We start from the raw sequence: 18,486 nt of genomic DNA, 5'->3' as shown, positions 1-18,486 counted from the left end.
CCCGAGCCCAGAGGAACCTCCGCGATGAACACCTTCCACGTCGACTCCGAGGTAGGCCCGCTGCGCCAGGTGATCCTGCACCGCCCCGGCCTCGAACTCTCCCGCCTCACCCCGCGCAACGTCGACGCCCTGCTCTTCGACGACATCCTGTGGGCCAAGCGGGCCCGCGAGGAGCACGACGCCTTCGCCCAGGTCCTGCGCGACCACGGCGCCCGGGTCCACTACTTCGCCGGTCTGCTGGCGCAGACTCTGGACGTCCCGGAGGCGCGTGACTGGCTTCTGCATCGGGTCGTCACTCCCGGCACCGTGGGCCCGGCCCTCATGGACCCGGTGCGCGAGCTGTGCGCCGAGCTGGACGGTGAGACGCTCGCCGGCTATCTGATCGGCGGCCTCCTCAAGAGCGACCTGCCGCTCGCCAGCCCGCACAGCCTGGTGTGGAACGCGCTCGGCGCCGACGACTTCGCCCTCGCCCCGCTGCCCAACCACCTCTTCCCACGCGACAACTCCTGCTGGATGTACGACCGGTTGTCGGTCAACCCGATGGCCAAGCCCGCCCGGCGCCGCGAGTCCCTGCACGCCGAGGCCATCTACCGGTTCCACCCGATGTTCGCCGGCGTCGCGCCCGCACCCCTTCTGGACGGGGCCGTCGGCACTCTTGAGGGCGGGGACGTCCACATCCTCGGCAACGGCGCAGTCATGGTCGGCATGGGGGAGCGGACCACCGCCCAGGCCGTGGAGAACCTGGCCGCACGGCTTTTCGCAGCCGGTACGGCGAGCCAGCTCATCGCGGTCCAACTGCCCGCGGCCCGTGCGTACATGCACCTGGACACCGTGCTGACCATGGTCGACCGCGACACGTTCGTCATCTACCCCGGCCTCGCCGACTCCCTGCGCTCGTGGACCTTGCGGCCCAGTGACAGCCGCGAGACCGGGTTCGACGTCACCACGAACTCCGATCTCGCGACCGCGCTCGCCGATGCCCTCGACCTGGACAAGGTACGCATGCTCTCCGCACCCCAGGACATCCGCAACGCCGAGCGCGAGCAGTGGGACGACGGCAGCAACTTCCTCGCCGTCGCGCCGGGCGTGGTCGTCGGCTACGAGCGCAACGTCACCACCAACACCTATCTGCGCAAGCACGGCATCGAGATCGTCACCATCGCCGGGGCCGAACTCGGCCGAGGCCGAGGCGGGCCCCGTTGCATGAGCTGCCCCATCGAACGCGCCCCGATCGTCTGAGCCCACGAGGACAACACCATGACCATCGACCTGCGAGGCCGCTCCTACCTGAGCGAACTCGACTTCACCGCCCGCGAGATACACCACCTCCTCGATCTCGCCCACGACCTCAAGGCGGCCAAGCGCGCCGGCGGGGAACAGGCACGGCTGACCGGCAAGCACATCGCTTTGATCTTCGAGAAGACCTCCACCCGCACCCGCTGCGCCTTCGAGGTGGCCGCCGCCGACCAGGGCGCCCGCACCACTTACCTCGGCCCCGGAGACACCCACGTCGGCCACAAGGAGTCCGTCGCCGACACCGCCCGCGTGCTGGGCCGCATGTTCGACGGAATCGAGTACCGGGGCTCCGCCCAGTCGATCGTCACCGAACTCGCCGCCCAGGCCGGCGTCCCCGTATACAACGGCCTGACCGACAGCGCCCACCCCACCCAGAGCCTGTGCGACATGCTCACGATGCGGGAACACAGCGCCAAGCCGCTCACGGACGTCAGCTACTGCTACCTGGGAGACGCCCGCAACAACATGGGCAACTCGCTGCTGTCGATGGGCGCCCTGCTCGGCATGGACGTGCGCATCGCCGCGCCCAAGGCGCTGTGGCCGGAAGCCACGCTGGTCGCTGCATGCCACGACCTGGCCGACCGGAGCGGGGCGCGGATCACCCTCACCGAGGACGTCGAGACCGCCGTACGCGGCGCCGACTTCCTGCACACGGACGTCTGGGTCTCCATGGGAGAGCCCGCGGACACCTGGCGGGAGAGGATCGAGCTGCTGCTGCCGTACCAGGTCAACGACAAGACGCTCGCCTTCACCGGCAACCCGGACGTGAAGTTCATGCACTGCCTGCCGTCTCTCCACGACCATCGCACCCGGCTGGGCCAGGAGCTGTGCGAGGCCTACGGCCTGAACGGCCTCGAGGTCACCGACGAGGTCTTCTCCTCGCCCGCCTCGATCGTCTTCGACCAGGCGGAGAACCGGTTGCACACCATCAAGGCCGTGCTCGTCGCCACCCTGGAGGACTGAGCCATGCGCATCGTCGTCGCCCTGGGTGGCAACGCCCTCCTGCACCGCGGTGAACGCCCCGACGCGACCGTCCAGCAGACCAACGTCGACCGGGTCGCCACCGCCCTGGCCACCCTCGCCCATGAACACGAGCTGGTCATCACCCACGGCAACGGCCCGCAGATCGGCCTGCTCGCCATGGAGAGCGCGGCCGACCCCGCGCTCAGCGACCCCTACCCGCTGGATCTGCTCGGTGCCCAGACCGAGGGCATGATCGGCTCGCTGCTCGCCCGTGCCATGCACGACGCTCTGCCCGGGCATCGGATCGCCGCCCTCGTCACGCACACCCTGGTCCGGGTCGACGATCCCGCGTTCGACCGGCCGACGAAGTTCGTCGGTCAGGTGTACTCCCGCCAGTCGGCCGAGAAGCTGGCCCGCAAGCGGGGCTGGCGCATCGCCCGGGACACCACCGGCTGGCGGCGCGTCGTCGCCTCACCCGCACCCGAACGCATCCTGGAGACCGACACCATCCACGAACTGCTCAGCAGCGGGACGCTGGTGATCTGCGCCGGCGGGGGCGGGGTCCCCGTCACCGCCGACCGCGACACCGGCGCACTGACCGGCGTGGAAGCCGTCATCGACAAGGACCTCACCGCGGCCATGCTCGCCGAGGACATCAAAGCCGACTTCCTGCTCATCCTCACCGACGTCCCCTACGTCTACGAGGGCTACGGCACCTCCGACCAGCATCCGCTGCTCGACGCCACCCCCCAGGACCTGCGGCACGGCGGTTTCCCGGCCGGCTCGATGGGCCCCAAGACCGAGGCGGCTGCCCGCTTCGTCGAGCACACCGGCGGCCTGGCCGCGATCGGCGCCCTGGACGCGGCGTACGAGATCGTCCACGGCAGGTCTGGCACGCTGATCCGGCCGGACCTCACGGTCGGGTGACAGCGAAGCGGCTCGCCTCCGAGCCGCGCCTCCAGGACCGGTCCCTTGGTCCGCCGGGCCCATGACTGCGGCCGTCATCAGGGGGGTCAGCAGCCCGGCGACACCCGCGTACGCCATCACCTGCGGCACGAGGTACGCCGCCACAGTCACGCCGGCCAGCAGGTCGCCTTTCAGCCACGAACGCCGGTAACCGATCAGGACGTTGACGCCCGGCACGAGCCGGACGCCACCGCACCAGTCGTTCACCCGAGTCCTCAGCCATGTTCCGCCCCTCTCCGTCTGGGCCCAGCACCCCATGGCTGCACGATCATCCGCGAAACCCGCCCGGCGCTCCACCTGCCCGGTTCTGGCACCTCCAGCCCAACGCGCCTTGGAGGCAGGGACGTTCAGCCCAACTGATGGAGACCTTCGGCATCGGGTGTGGCGTCAGGCGCCGGACGAGGGTGAGAGACGTCAACGACACGACGGTTCACACATCCCCGAAGGGATCACCACCATGGCCGTGCACGAGCACTCTCATCGGCGCCCGGGCCTCCACCTGTCCGCCGTTCTCCGTTGGCCCCGGACCGGCTCTGGCTTCCAGTCCGCCGTGTCGGCACGTCTCGGCACGCACACCGCGCAGCTCTACGCCCTCGCCTCCCTGCGCATCCTGACCGGGTTCGTCTTCCTGTGGGCGTTCCTGGACAAGGCCTTCGGCCTGGGCTATGCGACCGCCTCCGGGAAGGGCTGGATCGACGGCGGGTCGCCGACGAAGGGCTTCCTCAGTTCCGTCGCTGCCGGACCGATGGAGTCGACGTTCCACTCCTGGGCCGGTGACGGGTGGGCGGACTGGCTGTTCATGCTGGGCCTTCTCGGCATCGGCGCGGCGGTCATGGCCGGCGTGGCGCTGCGTCCGGCTGCGGTGGCGGGCGCGGCGATGATGGCGTTGATGTGGCTCGCCGAGTGGCCGCCGGCCAGGCACCTGTCCAACGGCGCGCCGAGCATGTCGACCAACCCGTTCGCCGACTACCACGTGATCTACGCCGTCGCGCTGATCGCCGTGGCGGCAGCGGGCGCGGGCGCCACCTGGGGCCTTGGCCGGTGGTGGGCGGGGCTGTCGATCGTCCGCGACCACACCTGGCTGCGCTGACCCCGTCCGTGGTGGGACGGACCTCGCCCGGTCCGTCCCACTGGCCTGTGTTTCGAGGCCGATGGTCCCGGCTGAAGGACCAGCGGCCCTGCCCTGGAGAACCCCCGAACACGACGCTGGAATCGGGTCCCCTCGGGTTCCCGATTCAGGAGGTGGAGAACATGTCCCGCACCATCATCGTGGGCCTCGACGGCTCTTCCGAGAGCCGCGCTGCCGCGGAATGGGCGGCCCGCGAGGCGAAACTGCGCGGCCTGCCGGTGAAGCTCGTCCAGGTCTGGGAACCTGTGCCAGCGCCTATGGCCCAGGCCCCGCTCCTCGGTGCCGAAACGCACCAGCACTGGACCGAGAGGATCCCCCGCGAGTCCGCCGACGGTCTGAGGTTGCGCCACCCAGGCGTCGAGGTGAGCACGGATCAGCTCACCGGACGCCCCGCCGAAGCCCTGGTCGACGCGGCCAAGGACGCTGACATGCTCGTCCTCGGATCACGTGGCCTGGGCGGGATCGGCGGCTTCCTGGTCGGCTCGGTCGGTCTCGCGGTCGTGGCGCACACCGAGCGTCCCGTCGTCCTGGTCCGCGCCGGCGAGCAGGCCGCGGACGAACACGAGATGGACGAGGCAGGCATCCCCTCCGCGGCCACAGCGTTCCGTCCCGTCGTCCTCGGGCTCGACGTCGCCGGCCCCGACGAGACGCTGCTCGGGTTCGCCTTCGAGGCCGCCGCGCGCCGCTCGGTGCCGCTGCGGGTCGTACACGCCTGGAACCCGCCGCCCTACTACGCGTACGGCATGGCCCTGGAGCCCGCGGTCGAGCGGGAGATGGCGAAGGGGGACGCCGTGATGCTGACCGAGGTGCTGCGCCCCTGGCGGCAGAAGTACCCCGACGTCGAGGTCGTCGAGCAGTCGCACTACGGCAGCCCCTCGCTCCTGTTGATCGAGGCCTCCCGCGAGGCTTCCCTGGTCGTCGTCGGCCGCCGCGTCCGTCGCTCCTCCGCCGGCGCCCACATCGGCACCGTCACCCACGCCGTGCTGCACCACTCCACCGCCCCCGTCGCCGTCGTCGCCCACGACTGACGGCCCCCCTCCAGAAGAGAGAACAGATCATGAAGGCAGCGGTCGTACGAGCCTTCGGTGAGCCCCTGGTCATCGAGGAGCACCCCGACCCCGAGCCGGGCCCCGGCCAGGTCCGCGTCCGCGTCGAGGCCTCCGGGCTGTGCCACACCGACATCCACGCCGCCCACGGCGACTGGCCCGTCAGGCCCACCCCGCCGTTCGTGCCCGGCCACGAAGGCGTCGGCCTCGTCGAGAAGCTCGGCGACGGCGTCACCCACCTGAGCGTGGGGGACAGGGTCGCCGTGCCGTGGCTCGGCAAGGCCTGCGGACGGTGCGAACACTGCCTGTCCGGCTGGGAGACGCTGTGCGAGCAGCAGATCAACACCGGGTACGGCTGCGACGGCGGACACGCCGAGAAGATGCTGGCCTGGGCCGACTTCGCACAGCCGGTGCCGGAGGGCGTCAGCGCCTTCGAGGCCGCCCCGCTGACCTGCGCCGGCGTCACCACGTACAAGGCGCTCAAGGTCGCAGGCGTTCAGCCGGCCCAGCTCGTCGCGATCTCCGGCATCGGTGGCCTCGGCCACCTCGCCGTCCAGTACGCGAAGATCGCCGGCGCCACCGTCGCGGCCGTGGACGTCACCGACGAGAAGCTCGAACTGGCCGCGGAACTCGGCGCCGACCTCGTCATCGACGCCCGCAAGCAGGACGTCGGCAAAGAGCTGAAGAAGCACGGCGGCGCCCACGCCGCGATCGCCCTCGCGGTGGACCCGGCCGCGTTCGAGGCCGTGGGCTCCGGCCTGCGGCGCGGCGGAAAGCTCGTCATGGTGGCCCTGCCCGCGCACGGCACGATCCAGGTGCCGATCTTCGACACCGTCCTCAACGGCACATCCGTCATCGGCTCCATCGTCGGCACCCGGCAGGACCTCGCCGAGGTCCTCCAGCTCCACGCGGCCGGCCGCACCAAGGTCATCTACGAGACCCGCCCGCTCGCCTCCGTCAACGAGTCCATCGACGCCGTGCTGCGCGGCGACATCAAGGCCCGGATCGTCTTCGATCTGGACACGGGAAGGTGAGCACGATGGAACTGCCCCTGGTCGCCGACCTGCTCGTCGTCGGGGCCCGGCGACGTGAGGGCCACGACGGCCTCCAGCTCGGCCGCGTCGCCCACGCGGTGCTGCACCACGCCGTCTGCCCTGTCGCCGTCGTCCCTCAGAAGGCGTAAAGGCTGTCGCCGGCTCACAGGCTCGCCGCGTGATCGGGAACGTACGTCTGCAGATCACGCGGCGGGCGCTCGTATCCCGTCGACGGCGGCCGCTGGGGCAGTTCCAGAACCCAGGCGCCTTCCACCCGAACCCACGTCTACACCTTCACCAAGTCGGCCTGTGGGTCCGGCAGTTCTCTCCCGGGGACCTCGCGCGGCAGCTTTGCCACGTTCCTACCGGCCATGCCGCGCCTTCACCACCGACGACTCACTGTGTCACTCCCGCCCACGGTAGGCCCCCGACTGCAGGAGCTCCTCACCATGACCGTACGCGTCGGCATCAACGGCTTCGGCCGCATCGGCCGCACCTATCTCCGGGCAGCCCTCGACCGCGCCGAGGCGGGCACCCAGGACCTCCAAGTCGTTGCGATCAACGACATCGCCGCGCCCGCCACCCTCGCCCACCTCTTGGAGTACGACTCGACGTTCGGGCACATCGGCCGCCAGGTCGTCCACGACGACAGCTCCCTCACCGTCGACGGCCGCCGTATCGACATCACCGCCGAACGCGACCCCGCCGCCCTGCACTGGTCCGACTACGGAGCCGACATCGTCATCGAGTCCACCGGCCGCTTCCGCGACCGCGACACCGCGGCCCTGCACCTGAAGGCAGGCGCCCACACCGTGCTCCTGTCGGCGCCCGGCAAGGGCGTCGACGCCACCATCGTGATGGGCGTCAACGACCACACCTACGACCGGCACCGCGACCAGATCATCTCCGCCGCCTCCTGCACCACCAACTGCCTCGCACCGATGGTCAAGGTGCTCGACGACAACTTCGGCATCGACCGCGGCCTGCTGACCACCGTCCACGGCTACACCAACGACCAGTCCCTGCTCGACGGCCCGCACAGGGACCTGCGCCGGGCCCGCTCGGCGGCCTTGAGTATCATCCCGACCAGCACGGGCGCCGCCCGCGCTGTCGGCCTCGTACTTCCGGAGCTGGCCGGCGCGCTGGACGGGATCGCCGTCCGGGTGCCCGTGGAGGACGGATCGCTCACCGACCTCACGGTGGTGCTGAACCGCGAGGCCACAGCGGACGAGATCAACGCCGCTTTCGCCGCGGCGGCCGAGGGCCCGCTGAACGGCATCCTGCGTGTCTCGACCGCGCCCATCGTCTCCCGCGACGTCATCGGCGACCCGGCCTCCTGCGTCTTCGACGCCGCGCTCACCCAGGCCAACGGCACCCTCGCCAAGGTCTTCGGCTGGTACGACAACGAGTGGGGCTACACCAACCGACTGCTGGACCTCACCGCGCTGGTCGCCGAAGACTGATGGCCGGAGGGAGTACGGCAGGCCTCGGCCGGCGGCACGTGCTCATACCTTGAGGCTGAACCACGTCGTCTTGCCCTCGTCCGTGGGACGCACGCCCCAGTCGTCGGCGAGGGAACGGACGAGCAGCAGGCCACGCCCGGACTCCTCGTCCTCCGCCGCGAGACGCGGCTGGGGCAGGTGGGGGCTGCGGTCGCTGATCTCCACGGTGAGGTCGGTGTCCGTGCGGCACGCATGGACCCCGATGGGGCCCTGGGCGTGCTGCACCGCATTGGTGAGGATCTCGGAGAGCAGCAGGAGCGCGTCGTCCGCCGCGCCCGGGCAGTCCCAAGTGCTCAGCGCCTTGCTGAGGAAGTCGCGGCCCGCCGGGACCGACTCCGGCGTGCCGGGCAGATCCGTGGCCGCCGTGGCGAGCGGAGCTGCGGGCAGTTGCGTCAGCAGCAACGTGACGTCGTCGTGGCCGTCCGCGTCGGGCAGCAGCGTCGACAGGACATGGTCGGCCGCGGCCTCCAGGTCGGGCACCGTGGTCGGGAGCCCGTCCAGGGTGGCGACGAGCTGGGTGAGCTTGTCCTCGATGTCGGTGCCGGGAGTTTCGATCAGACCGTCGGTGTAGAGCACGAGGGTCGCGCCCGGCTCCATGGTGCTGCCGCGCTGCTCGTAGATCACGCCACCGACACCGAGAGGGGCGTTCACGGGCGCCGGAAGCGTACGGGTGGGTGCACCGGCGACGGCGACGAGAACCGGCAGATGGCCGGCGGAACACACGGTCACCTCGCCGGTGTCGGCGGCGAGGACCAGATAACAGCAGGTGACCAGCTGGTCGGGGACGTCGAGATCGGCGACGACGGTGTCCATCGCCTGCATCAACTGGCGCGGCTGCAAGCCCGTCTTGGCCAACGCGTGTGCTGCAGACCGTAGTTGGCCCATGACGGCAGCGGCCTCGAGACCTCGGCCCATCACATCGCCGATCAGCACGCCTACCCGGCCGGCACCCAGCGGGATCAGGTCGAACCAGTCGCCCCCGACTCCTGCTCCCTGTGTCGCGGGCCGGTAGCGGCTGGCGGTGGCGAGGCCGGGGATGGCGGGCGGCGTGCCCATCAGACTGCGCTGCAGGGTCAGGGCAATGTGCCGCTGCTGCTCGTACAGCTCCGTCAGCTCCGCCTCGGCGCGCTTGCGGTCGCTGATGTCGCGGACGATCGCGCACGCCCCGACGACCGCGCCGTCCGATGCCCGGGTCGGCCACAGGGTGACGTCGACGTCCAGCAGCTCTCCGGAGCGGGTGAGCCGTAACGTCTCGAAGTGCTCGACCTTCTCCCCGTCGCGCAGCCTCTCCAGGAGCGCGGTGATTTCGTGCCTCCTCGTGGACGGTGCCAGCACGGACACGTGCCGGCCCAGGACCTCGTCCGCCGTGAACCCGTACAGGCGCTGCGCCGCGGCATTCCAGTAGGTGATGCGGCCGTCGAGGGTCTTCGCGAGGATCGCGTCCTGTGAGGATTCCACGAGAGCGGCGAGCTCGTTGATGCGCTCTTCGGCGGCTTTGCGTTCACTGACGTCGCGTACGGCGGCGGAGACGAGGAGGCCGTCGGTGGTTTCGAGGGGGCTGAGGCTGATTTCGACGGGGAACTCGGTGCCGTCTTTGCGTAGTCCGTAGAGGTCGAGTCCGGCGCCCATGGGGCGTACTTGCTGGTTGTGGGCGTAGCCGTTGCGGTGTGCGGTGTGGTGGGTGCGGAAGCGGCCGGGGACGAGGAGTTCGACGGGGTGGCCGAGGAGTTCTTCGCGCTGGTAGCCGAAGAGGGCTTCGGTCTGGGCGTTGACGAGGCGGATGGTGCCGGTGTCGTCGACGATGACCATGGCGTCCGGCGCTGCTTCCAGCAGCCCCCTGAACCTCTCCTCGGCGGCTTTGCGTTCGCTGACGTCGCGTACGGCGGCGGAGACGAGGAGGCCGTCGGTGGTTTCGAGGGGGCTGAGGCTGATTTCGACGGGGAACTCGGTGCCGTCTTTGCGTAGTCCGTAGAGGTCGAGTCCGGCGCCCATGGGGCGTACTTGCTGGTTGTGGGCGTAGCCGTTGCGGTGTGCGGTGTGGTGGGTGCGGAAGCGGCCGGGGACGAGGAGTTCGACGGGGTGGCCGAGGAGTTCTTCGCGCTGGTAGCCGAAGAGGGCTTCGGTCTGGGCGTTGACGAGGCGGATGGTGCCGGTGTCGTCGACGATGACCATGGCGTCCGGCGCTGCTTCCAGCAGCCCCCTGAACCTCTCCTCGGCGGCGCCCGGAACTCCCACGTGGACCGCGGCGCTGCGTCGGCACGTGCCAGGTGCCGCCGTGCAGGCGGGATCAGGTGGTGCCGTTTCCATCAAGTCGTTCATTCTTGTCCTTGCGCCCCCGCTCATGTTGAGACAGGTCATCCGAACGCAAATCACGCCGCTCTGCCTCAACAAGTCGTGTAGTCGGTCCCCGGTGCCCGAACTTGTACGCACGCGACGGCCGCCGTGACCGTTCCGTGGCGATGTCCGTCCAATCACTTCAGTGCCAGTGCGGCGAGACACGGATACGGCCCCCGGGAAATAAGGGCCGACCGGCCCTCGAAGGACCTCCGCGCAGCCCATGGGATCGCCTCATGTTCCGGCTGATGCTCGAACCATCAAAAGGCCTGGAGGAGATCCCTGATGTCGCACCCCGTGCTCAACCGCCCCACGGTTCACGCCCTGCTTGCAGATGGCACCACCGTGTGCATCCGCCCCGTGACGCCGGCCGACCACGACCAGGTGCGAGGGCTCTACGAGGAGATGTCCCCGGAGAATCTCCGCCTTCGGTTCTTCTCGGTGAGCCCGCGGTCCGCAGCCCTGTCCGCCGACCGGGCCTGTGCTCCCGCGCACCCCGGCTACCGGGCCCTCTTGGCCGAGACGCATGGTCAGGTGATCGGGCTCGCCGAGTACGACACGGCGGGGGAGAAGGACGAAGCCGAAGTCTCCATCGCCGTCTGCGACGGCCTGCACCACCGCGGAGTGGGCACACTGCTCGTCGAGCATCTGGTGTCCGCGGCCCGGGCGGAGGGCATCACCACCTTCACCGCAGACGCGCTCAGCGAGAACCGGGAGATCCTGCGGCTCTTCGCCGACCTCGGCCTGCGTACGGCCCGCCGGTTCGAGGGCCTGAGGTGTGTTGCACCATACAACTGGACTCGGACGACGCCTATCTGTCGGCTGTGGAGGCTCGCGGCCGGTCGGCCGACGTGGCCAGCCTCGAGCCGCTGCTGTGCCCCAAGGTGGTCGCCGTCGTCGGCGCCGGACGCAAGCCGGGTTCGATCGGCCGGGCGATCCTGCATCACCTGAAGGGGGGCGGCTATACCCGTCGTCTGTTCGCCGTGAACCCGAGCGTGAACCACATCCTCGGCGTGCCGTCGTACCCGTCCGTGAGCGCGCTGCCCAAGACCCCCGACCTGGCAGTGGTGGCCGTCCCCGCCGCAGCGGTTCCGGCTACCGCCGAGGAGTGCGGCAAGGCTGGTACCCGGGCACTGCTCGTCGTCACTTCCGGTCTCGACGCCGACCAGGCGCAGGCACTGCTGGGCGCGTGCCGCACCTACGGCATGCGCCTGGTGGGACCCAACTGCCTCGGCATCTCCAACACCGACCCCGACCTGTGTCTGGACTCCACGTTCGCCGCCGACCACCCGCTTCCCGGTACTGCGGGCGTCGCCGTCCAGTCCGGCGGCGTCGGCATCGCCCTCCTCGACGGGCTCTCCCGGCTGGGCATCGGCGTCTCGTCCTTCGCCTCCCTCGGTGACAAGTACGACGTCAGCGGCAACGACATGCTGCAGTGGTGGGAGAGTGACGGCCGCACCAGCCTCGCCTTGCTGCACCTGGAGTCCTTCGGCAGTCCACGCGCCTTCTCCCGCACCGCCCGTCGCGTCACCCGGCGCATGCCGGTGCTGACCGTCGACGCGGGGCGCACCGCCGCCGGACGCCGGGCCGCCGCCTCCCACACCGCGGCTGCCGCCACCCCCACCATGACCCGGCAGGCACTGTTCACCCAGGCCGGCATCACCGCCACCGGCTCGGTCGGCGAACTCTTGGAGACCGCCGCCCTGTTGCACTCCCAGACGCTGCCCGCCGGCACCCGCATCGCGATCGTCACCAACGCGGGCGGTGCCGGGGTCCTCGCCGCCGACGCCTGCACGGAGGCTGGACTCGCCCTGCCGTCGCTCCCGCCGGAGGTGATCGACGACCTGCTCACCGTGCTCCCGCAGGGCGCCGCAGTCGGCAACCCCGTCGACGCCACCGCCGCCGTCACCGAGGAACAGCTCGCCGACTGCCTGGACCGGCTGATGCACCATCCTGGCATCGACGCAGTCCTTGTGGCCCTTGTGCCCACGGCAGTCGCCGCCGCAACCGGCGACGACCTGATCCGGGTCCTCACCAACGCCCCCGCACACCGGGCCAAGCCGATCGCCGCCGTACGCCTCGAACAGGACCTGCCGGTCAAGCTGCTGTCCGCCGCAGACGCCGGCACGATCCCCTCGTACGCCGAACCGCAGGCGGCGGCACGGGCGCTGGCCCACGCCGCACGCCGCGCGGCCTGGCTCGCCCGGCCCGTAGGCACCATTCCGGAGCTCGACGGCGTAGACACCGCCCGTGCCCAGGAGGTCACCGACACCTTCCTGGCCGCGCATCCGGACAGCGGCTGGCTCGACCCGGGTACCTGCGCCGACCTGCTGGCCTGCTACGGCATCCCGCAGATCCCGTGGGCGTGGGCGGAGACCGAGGACGAGGCCGTACTTGCGGCCCAGCGGCTGCGCGGTCCGGACGGCCGGGTGGTGATGAAGGCCCATTGGCCGGGTCTGGTGCACAAGAGCGAGCAGAATGCCGTGCACCTCGACCTCCAGGGCGATGCCCAAGTCCGGGCGGCTTTCCGGGACTTCGAGATCCGGTTCGCGGGGCTGCTGAACGGGGTGGTCGTACAGCCGCTCGCCGCACGCGGCACCGAACTCTTCGCAGGCGTCGTCCAGGACGAGGTCTTCGGCCCGCTCGTGCTCTTCGGGCTCGGCGGCACCGCCACCGAAGTCCTCGGCGACCACGCCGCACGACTTGCCCCACTCACCGACCACGACGTGCACGACCTGATCACCGCTCCGCGCTGCGCCCCGCTGCTGTTCGGCGCCCGAGGCAGCGGGGCGGCCGACCTCGAAGGCCTGGAGCAGCTGCTTTCGCGCCTGTCCCGCATGGCGGCCGACCTGCCCCAGCTCGCCGAGGTCGACTTCAACCCCGTGCTCGCGACCACGGCCGACGTCTCCGTGCTCGACGCTCGGGTGCGGCTGGTGCCCCGCACGCCTCAGGACCCCTATCTGCGCCGGCTCCGCTGAGGAGGAACCAGGAATGAAGCACAACAAGGTCGGCTCCGTGATGACCACGGACGTCGTCCGCGCCTCGTACGGCAGCTCCTTCAAGGAAGTAGCACGGGCTGCTCGCTCACCACAGGATCAGCGGACTGCCGGTCGTTGACGAGGAAGAGAAGGTCATCGGCGTCATCTGCGAGACCGAGGGCGGCGCTGCGGCTCACAGGGGTCAGGCGTGGGTCGATATTCGGCGCGGTGGAGGTGCAACGGGGACCGCTGCGTCGAGGTCGTGAGAGGCGACGTGCTACGCGCTGCCGTCTGCCAGGCGGTAGCACAGGCCCACCATCGCGGCCTGGCCGGCGGCGACCTTCTCGGCGAGCAGGCGGGCCGACCATGATCAATATCGCCGCAGAGACGACGGGACGCACGCCAATACCAGCACCACGTTGTGGGCTTCGGTTGCATTTCGGGCCCAGAGCAACACATTCAGCCCCGCTGAATCACAGAACGACACCTCGGTCAGCTCCAAGATGACGAACCGGCCGGCGTCCGCGATCACTCCGTGCAGCCGTTCACGGAGCCAGGGCTGCGTGAGATAGTCCATCGCCCCGTCGACCCGCGCAACCGAAACCATCGCCGGCCACTGCCGCTTCGACACAGGGAACACCGTTCACGACGCTCACCCAACCGTCTCACCAGGGGCTGCAGAGCTCCGCGGAAGCCATCCGCCGCCATCGATCGTCCCGTCCGCGACCCGTCTGACACACCAGACCGGCACGTGGCCTTCACGGCGGACACCGCTTCGTACTGCAGGGTGCCGGCCGAGCCCGAGGGTCGGTTGGCGAGTGAACAGGGACATCCGGCCCCTGCTTGCACGGGTTCTCCACGAGTTGACTGACGGCTTCAGGCGTCGGCCACGTTCCGCCGGCGCTGTGCCGTGCGCACCCCGCTGCCGCCCAAGGCTCGGGCGTCGCGTCGCTGCACAGCTCTTGAACACAGTTGGCCGCCCGTGACGGTGGCGGCAGAAGGAGGGACGTCATGACCGACGCTCCGCAGCAGTCCCGGGCCTATCTCGTCGGTGGCGGCATTGCCTCGCTGGCAGCCGCCGCTTTCCTGATCCGCGACGGCGCCTTCCCTGGCGAGAACATCCACATCCTTGAAGAACTCCCGCTCGCAGGCGGCTCCATGGACGGCAGCGGTGAGCCCACCGGATACGTCACTCGGGGCGGCCGCATGTTGGAGGATGAGGCGTACACGTGCCTCTGGAACCTCCTGGAGACGATCCCCACCCTCACCGACGAGACCGTGTCGGTGCGCGAGGAGATCCGTGAGTTCAGCGCCAAATGGCCTACCGACGCCAAGGCCCGCCTGATCGGCAAGGGCGCAGAGACCCTCGACGCCTCCGACTACGGCCTCGACACTCGGGACCGCCTGGAGCTGACCCGGCTGCTTGTGCTCCCGGAGGCGGTGATCGGGGCGCGCCGGATCGAGGACTTCTTCTCCCCGCACTTCTTCGAGACCAACTTCTGGGCGATGTGGCGCACCACGTTCGCCTTCCAGAACTGGCACAGCGCCATCGAGCTCAGGCGCTACTTCCTGCGCTTCATGCAGGAGTTCCCGCGCATGCACACCTTGGCGGGCGTGCGGCGCACTCGGCTCAACCAGTACGACTCCATCATCCGCCCGCTGCAGACCTGGCTGGAGGAGCGCGGCGTGCGCTTCGAGCACGGCGTGCGGGTCACCGACGTCGACTTCACCACCGAGAAGGACGGGACTCGGCGGGTGCGACGCCTCCACCTCGACCGCGCCGGACAACTGGACGCGTACGACCTCGAGGACACCGACTACGCGTTCCTCACCCTTGGCTCGATGACCGCCGACGCCGCCTATGGCAGTGACGACACCGCTCCCGAGCTGATCCGGGACAAGCGCGACGGCGGCTGGCGGCTGTGGGAGACCGTCGCGGCCAAGGCGGACGACTTCGGGCGCCCGGCCGCCTTCTACGGCAACGTGGACGAGGCCAAGTGGGAGTCCTTCACCCTCACCATGCGCAGCCCGCTGCTTCTGCACCGCATCGAGGAGATGTCCGGCAACCTCCCCGGTACCGGCGCGCTCATGACGTTCAAGGACTCCAACTGGCTCATGTCCATCGTCGTACCGCACGCGCCACACTTCGAGGGACAGCCCGAGGACGTCTACACCCTTTGGGGCTACGGCCTCTTCGTCGACAACGAGGGCGACTTCGTCGGCAAGACGATGGCCGAAGCCACCGGCCGGGAGATCCTCACCGAACTGCTCAACCACCTCGGCCTGTGGGACATCGAGGAGCAGGTCGCGGCGACGACGACCGTGATCCCGGTCATGTTGCCGTACATCACCAGCCAGTTCGCTCCGCGTACGGTCCACGACCGGCCGCTGGTCATCCCACGCGGCGCGGCGAACTTCGCCTTCCTCGGCCAGTTCACGGAGATCCCCGAGGACGTCGTCTTCACGGTCGAGTACTCCGTCCGCGGCGCCATGCACGCCGTCTACGGCCTCCTCGGACTCGACCACGACATCCCCGGCATCTACCACGCCCTCGCCGACCCGAAGACGGCCATCGGCGTGCTCAAGGCCGCGCTGGCCTGACTTGTAGCCGGTCCCACCGCAGTTGAGGATGGGTAGGCGGTCCAGGTTTGCTCCTCCTGCCGCTGGTGACCCGTCCGAAAAACCAGGCTCGCCTCCCGCAGCGAACGATCCGCAGGCCCCGGCCCTCGTCCTTGCGGCGGTTTCGAGTCGGCACGAACTCCCGCACGTCCCAGGCCGTGAGGACGATCCCGCGCGGGGAAGTCGCACCAGGAGGAGAGTGCAGCCCCTCGCGTCCGGGAGGCCGTCGTCCATCGCCGACTACAGGCGGCGGCCGTCCGCAACTCTCCCAGTGTGTGCGCTGTTTGGCCCCCTCCAGGGCCCAAGCGTTTCGCCGTACTTTCACTCAGCGTCCGTTTCGTCGTCACCTTTCGGCCTCCTCCGGGGCAAGCGAGCATTTCTGCCTCAGTGGGGGCTTGATCGTCACGAAGGGCTCCAGCTGCAGGGGGTGGCCCGAACGGCCCTGTTGAGTATCAGGCAGCGCGGCAGAAGGTGGGGCATGTAGTCCGGCCCGCACGGAACCCGAACCCCTGCCCCGACTCGGAGAGGATCCCCGATGTCCGTCGACATGCAGCAGGCGCCCGCCCAGCTGGAGTAGGACGAGCTGGGGTCGTTGGACGCCCACCTGGCGCGCTGCGAACTATCCGTCCGTCGGCCAGATCTACCTCATGGCGAACCCGCTGCTGACCGAGCCGCTCCGCCCCGAGTACGTCAAACCGCGGCTGGCTGGGCCACTGGGGCACGTCGCCCGGCCTGAACCTGGTCCACACTCACCTCAACCGCGTCATCAAGGCCCGCAACCTGGACGCCTTGTGCATCTGGGGCCCTGGTCACGGCGGTCCGGCCGTGTTGGCCAACTCCTGGCTGGAGGGCTCGTACACCGAGACCTACCCGGACATCACGCGGGACGCGGCCGGTATGGAGCGGCTGTTCAGGCAGTTCTCCTTCCCCGGCGGGGTGCCGAGCCATGTCGCGCCTGAGACCCCCGGTTCCATCCACGAAGGCGGCGAGCTTGGCTACTCGCTTTCGCACGCCTACGGTGCCGCCCTCGACGACCCGAACCTGCTGGTGGCCTGTGTGATCGGCGACGGTGAAGCGGAGACCGGGCCGCTTGCCGCGTCCTGGCACTCCAACAAGTTCCTCGCCCCCGTCAACGACGGCGCGGTCCTGCCGATCCTGCACCTCAACGGCTACAAGATCGCCAACCCGACCGTGCTGTCCCGCCTGCCCGAGCACGAACTCGATGAACTGCTGCGCGGCTACGGACACGCCCCCATTCACGTCACCGGCGACGACCCGATGGCCGTGCACCGGGCGATGGCCGCCGCGATGGACGACGCGTTGGAGCGCATCGCGTTCATCCAGAGCAGCGCCCGTGAGGACGGTGTCGCGCAGCGGCCGCACTGGCCGGTGATCGTGCTGCGCACCCCCGAGGGCTGGACCGGCCCGGCGTCGGTCGACGGCCTGCCCGTGGAGGGCACATGGCGGGCCCACCAGGTTCCGCTGTCCGCCGTACGGGACAGTCCCGAGCATCTGCGCCAGCTGGAGCAGTGGATGCGCTCCTACCGGCCGGAGACGCTGTTCGACGAGTACGGCGCCCCGCGTGACGAGGTTCTCGCCTGCATCCCCGAGGGCGGGCGCCGATTGGGTGCCAACCCCCACGCCAATGGCGGCCTGCTGTCGCGTGAACTGCCTCTGCCACCCCTGGAGAAGCGCCGACTGGACCTGGGACGGCTGAGCGGACGCGTCTCCACCCTGCGCCCCGGCGACGTCCGACAAGCCGGCGGGCGTGCGGGCACTAAGTACTGGCAGTACTTGTGCGCCTCGCATCACATCACGAACAATGTCCGCTACCTCCCGTAGCGGGAACCGAGGAGAAGCCCCGATGATGACCACCATCTTCGTCGCCGCCCCCAAGCCCCGGACGTGGCCGCTGACGCTGGACCAGTTCGCTGCTCGGCTGACGGAGCGTTGGCCGCAGGCCGAGATCTCCGCGCACCACGCCCCGGTCTCCAACGAGGACTACCTCGACTTTCAGATGGACCTGGACGGCATGACCCGTACCGCCAGCTACTACGACCGCAGCAACCTGATCCTCAGCGATGGGGATCCGGAGTTCTGGGCTGAGACCATCGTCTGGTTCCTCGGCCTGCTCCCGGCCGACGCCGACGCCGTTGCCATGGTCGAGGTGAACCCGGAATACACCGCCCCGATCCCGCCAGGGGGCGATGCCGAAACCATCCGCACCCTGTTGGAGGGGCTTACCGAAGCCCAGTAGCCACAACTCCACTCGCGGCAGCGCCACCCGGTCCCTGGCGTTGCTGACCTTCGTGCTCGCGGCGCTGTGAGCCGACGGATGCGTTGCCGTACTTCGGCAGGTTCGCATGGATCCGCGATGGGCGCGGTTCTCCTGCCCTCCCCTGCCACTGATCAGGTCGGCGCGTCCAGTGCGGCCGCGACGCGACACTCGACCAGATACGGACGTCGGCCCGCCCCACGTACCCGCCCTACTGCGCCGTCTCGCCATGCCGCGGGCCCGCTCGTCATACGTCCCTCGCGAGAAGTCGCCCTGGCGGCGGGCCATGCCTCAGGCGCGCCGGAACACTCCAGTAATGCGATATGCGTATGCTTCATGAGGTC

11 protein-coding genes and 6 pseudogenes are annotated in these 18,486 nt (G+C 69.7%); 13 read left to right on the top strand and 4 right to left on the bottom strand.

Annotated features, from left to right (window positions below):
* Positions 1 to 24: 24 nt before the first annotated feature.
* Genes ACFY1U_RS45725 through ACFY1U_RS45715 form a run of 3 tightly spaced genes read left to right on the top strand, consistent with a single transcriptional unit; the run spans position 25 to position 3,186 of the window.
* On the top strand, positions 25 to 1,239 hold the full coding sequence (locus ACFY1U_RS45725) for an arginine deiminase (RefSeq protein ID WP_390699996.1): 1,215 nt from the start codon (positions 25 to 27) through the stop codon (positions 1,237 to 1,239).
* Between the two features lie 18 nt (positions 1,240 to 1,257).
* On the top strand, positions 1,258 to 2,259 hold the full coding sequence (gene argF / locus ACFY1U_RS45720; protein ID WP_390699995.1) for an ornithine carbamoyltransferase: 1,002 nt from the start codon (positions 1,258 to 1,260) through the stop codon (positions 2,257 to 2,259).
* Positions 2,260 to 2,262: 3 nt separating this feature from the next.
* Complete coding sequence (locus ACFY1U_RS45715; RefSeq protein ID WP_390699994.1) at positions 2,263 to 3,186, top strand: carbamate kinase; 924 nt, start codon at positions 2,263 to 2,265, stop codon at positions 3,184 to 3,186.
* 90 nt (positions 3,187 to 3,276) lie between these two features.
* On the opposite strand, the pseudogene ACFY1U_RS45710 reads toward ACFY1U_RS45715, so the two are convergent.
* Positions 3,277 to 3,432, bottom strand: a pseudogene (locus ACFY1U_RS45710) (SulP family inorganic anion transporter); the annotation flags it as partial.
* Positions 3,433 to 3,682: 250 nt separating this feature from the next.
* Between ACFY1U_RS45710 and ACFY1U_RS45705 the strand changes: the two are divergent.
* The 4 genes and pseudogenes from ACFY1U_RS45705 to ACFY1U_RS45690 all read left to right on the top strand — a co-directional run.
* Entirely contained in the window at positions 3,683 to 4,315 is a 633-nt protein-coding gene (locus ACFY1U_RS45705) for a hypothetical protein (RefSeq protein WP_390699993.1), read from the top strand.
* Positions 4,316 to 4,476: 161 nt separating this feature from the next.
* Positions 4,477 to 5,382: a universal stress protein gene (locus tag ACFY1U_RS45700; RefSeq protein ID WP_390699992.1), complete on the top strand. Its 906-nt coding sequence runs from the start codon at positions 4,477 to 4,479 to the stop codon at positions 5,380 to 5,382.
* A 29-nt stretch (positions 5,383 to 5,411) separates the two neighbouring features.
* Complete coding sequence (locus tag ACFY1U_RS45695) at positions 5,412 to 6,434, top strand: zinc-dependent alcohol dehydrogenase (protein ID WP_390699991.1); 1,023 nt, start codon at positions 5,412 to 5,414, stop codon at positions 6,432 to 6,434.
* A gap of 20 nt (positions 6,435 to 6,454) precedes the next feature.
* Positions 6,455 to 6,583: pseudogene (locus tag ACFY1U_RS45690) on the top strand (universal stress protein); the annotation flags it as partial.
* A 14-nt stretch (positions 6,584 to 6,597) separates the two neighbouring features.
* Here ACFY1U_RS45690 and ACFY1U_RS45685 read toward each other — a convergent pair.
* Positions 6,598 to 6,693: pseudogene (locus tag ACFY1U_RS45685) on the bottom strand (polyphosphate kinase 2); the annotation flags it as partial.
* A gap of 190 nt (positions 6,694 to 6,883) precedes the next feature.
* Between ACFY1U_RS45685 and gap the strand changes: the two are divergent.
* A complete protein-coding gene (gene gap / locus ACFY1U_RS45680; RefSeq protein WP_390699990.1) occupies positions 6,884 to 7,897 on the top strand; it encodes a type I glyceraldehyde-3-phosphate dehydrogenase in 1,014 nt (337 codons plus the stop codon).
* Positions 7,898 to 7,939: 42 nt separating this feature from the next.
* Here gap and ACFY1U_RS45675 read toward each other — a convergent pair whose 3' ends face one another.
* A complete protein-coding gene (locus tag ACFY1U_RS45675; protein ID WP_390699989.1) occupies positions 7,940 to 10,255 on the bottom strand; it encodes a PAS domain S-box protein in 2,316 nt (771 codons plus the stop codon).
* 300 nt (positions 10,256 to 10,555) lie between these two features.
* Here ACFY1U_RS45675 and ACFY1U_RS45670 point away from each other — a divergent pair.
* Both ACFY1U_RS45670 and ACFY1U_RS45665 read left to right on the top strand, forming a co-directional pair.
* Positions 10,556 to 13,248 (top strand): annotated as a pseudogene (locus ACFY1U_RS45670) (GNAT family N-acetyltransferase).
* Between the two features lie 13 nt (positions 13,249 to 13,261).
* A pseudogene (locus ACFY1U_RS45665) lies at positions 13,262 to 13,427 on the top strand (CBS domain-containing protein); the annotation flags it as partial.
* A gap of 191 nt (positions 13,428 to 13,618) precedes the next feature.
* On the opposite strand, the gene ACFY1U_RS45660 reads toward ACFY1U_RS45665, so the two are convergent.
* Complete coding sequence (locus tag ACFY1U_RS45660; RefSeq protein ID WP_390699988.1) at positions 13,619 to 13,879, bottom strand: STAS domain-containing protein; 261 nt, start codon at positions 13,877 to 13,879, stop codon at positions 13,619 to 13,621.
* A 380-nt stretch (positions 13,880 to 14,259) separates the two neighbouring features.
* On the opposite strand from ACFY1U_RS45660, the gene ACFY1U_RS45655 reads away from it, so the two are divergent.
* From ACFY1U_RS45655 to ACFY1U_RS45645, 3 genes and pseudogenes are all read left to right on the top strand, one after another.
* Positions 14,260 to 15,849, top strand: coding sequence for an oleate hydratase (locus ACFY1U_RS45655; RefSeq protein WP_390699987.1), 1,590 nt, complete (start codon positions 14,260 to 14,262; stop codon positions 15,847 to 15,849).
* A 601-nt stretch (positions 15,850 to 16,450) separates the two neighbouring features.
* Positions 16,451 to 17,559: pseudogene (locus tag ACFY1U_RS45650) on the top strand (phosphoketolase); the annotation flags it as partial.
* Between the two features lie 172 nt (positions 17,560 to 17,731).
* Positions 17,732 to 18,124 carry a hypothetical protein gene (locus ACFY1U_RS45645; RefSeq protein WP_390699986.1) on the top strand — a complete coding sequence of 131 codons (393 nt, stop codon included), beginning with the start codon at positions 17,732 to 17,734 and terminating at the stop codon, positions 18,122 to 18,124.
* Positions 18,125 to 18,486 lie beyond the last annotated feature (362 nt).

This window comes from Streptomyces sp. NPDC001351, assembly GCF_042896045.1.
Lineage (GTDB): Bacteria > Actinomycetota > Actinomycetes > Streptomycetales > Streptomycetaceae > Streptomyces.
This window is presented reverse-complemented; position numbering and strand designations above follow the sequence as displayed.

Bases quoted from the DNA above. Each gene is read 5' to 3' on its own strand.
- ACFY1U_RS45725 (WP_390699996.1), top strand. From the start codon at position 25: ATGAACACCTTCCACGTCGACTCCGAGGTAGGCCCGCTGCGCCAGGTG.
- argF (WP_390699995.1), top strand. From the start codon at position 1,258: ATGACCATCGACCTGCGAGGCCGCTCCTACCTGAGCGAACTCGACTTC.
- ACFY1U_RS45715 (WP_390699994.1), top strand. From the start codon at position 2,263: ATGCGCATCGTCGTCGCCCTGGGTGGCAACGCCCTCCTGCACCGCGGT.
- ACFY1U_RS45705 (WP_390699993.1), top strand. From the start codon at position 3,683: ATGGCCGTGCACGAGCACTCTCATCGGCGCCCGGGCCTCCACCTGTCC.
- ACFY1U_RS45700 (WP_390699992.1), top strand. From the start codon at position 4,477: ATGTCCCGCACCATCATCGTGGGCCTCGACGGCTCTTCCGAGAGCCGC.
- ACFY1U_RS45695 (WP_390699991.1), top strand. From the start codon at position 5,412: ATGAAGGCAGCGGTCGTACGAGCCTTCGGTGAGCCCCTGGTCATCGAG.
- gap (WP_390699990.1), top strand. From the start codon at position 6,884: ATGACCGTACGCGTCGGCATCAACGGCTTCGGCCGCATCGGCCGCACC.
- ACFY1U_RS45675 (WP_390699989.1), bottom strand. From the start codon at position 10,255: ATGAACGACTTGATGGAAACGGCACCACCTGATCCCGCCTGCACGGCG.
- ACFY1U_RS45655 (WP_390699987.1), top strand. From the start codon at position 14,260: ATGACCGACGCTCCGCAGCAGTCCCGGGCCTATCTCGTCGGTGGCGGC.
- ACFY1U_RS45645 (WP_390699986.1), top strand. From the start codon at position 17,732: ATGATGACCACCATCTTCGTCGCCGCCCCCAAGCCCCGGACGTGGCCG.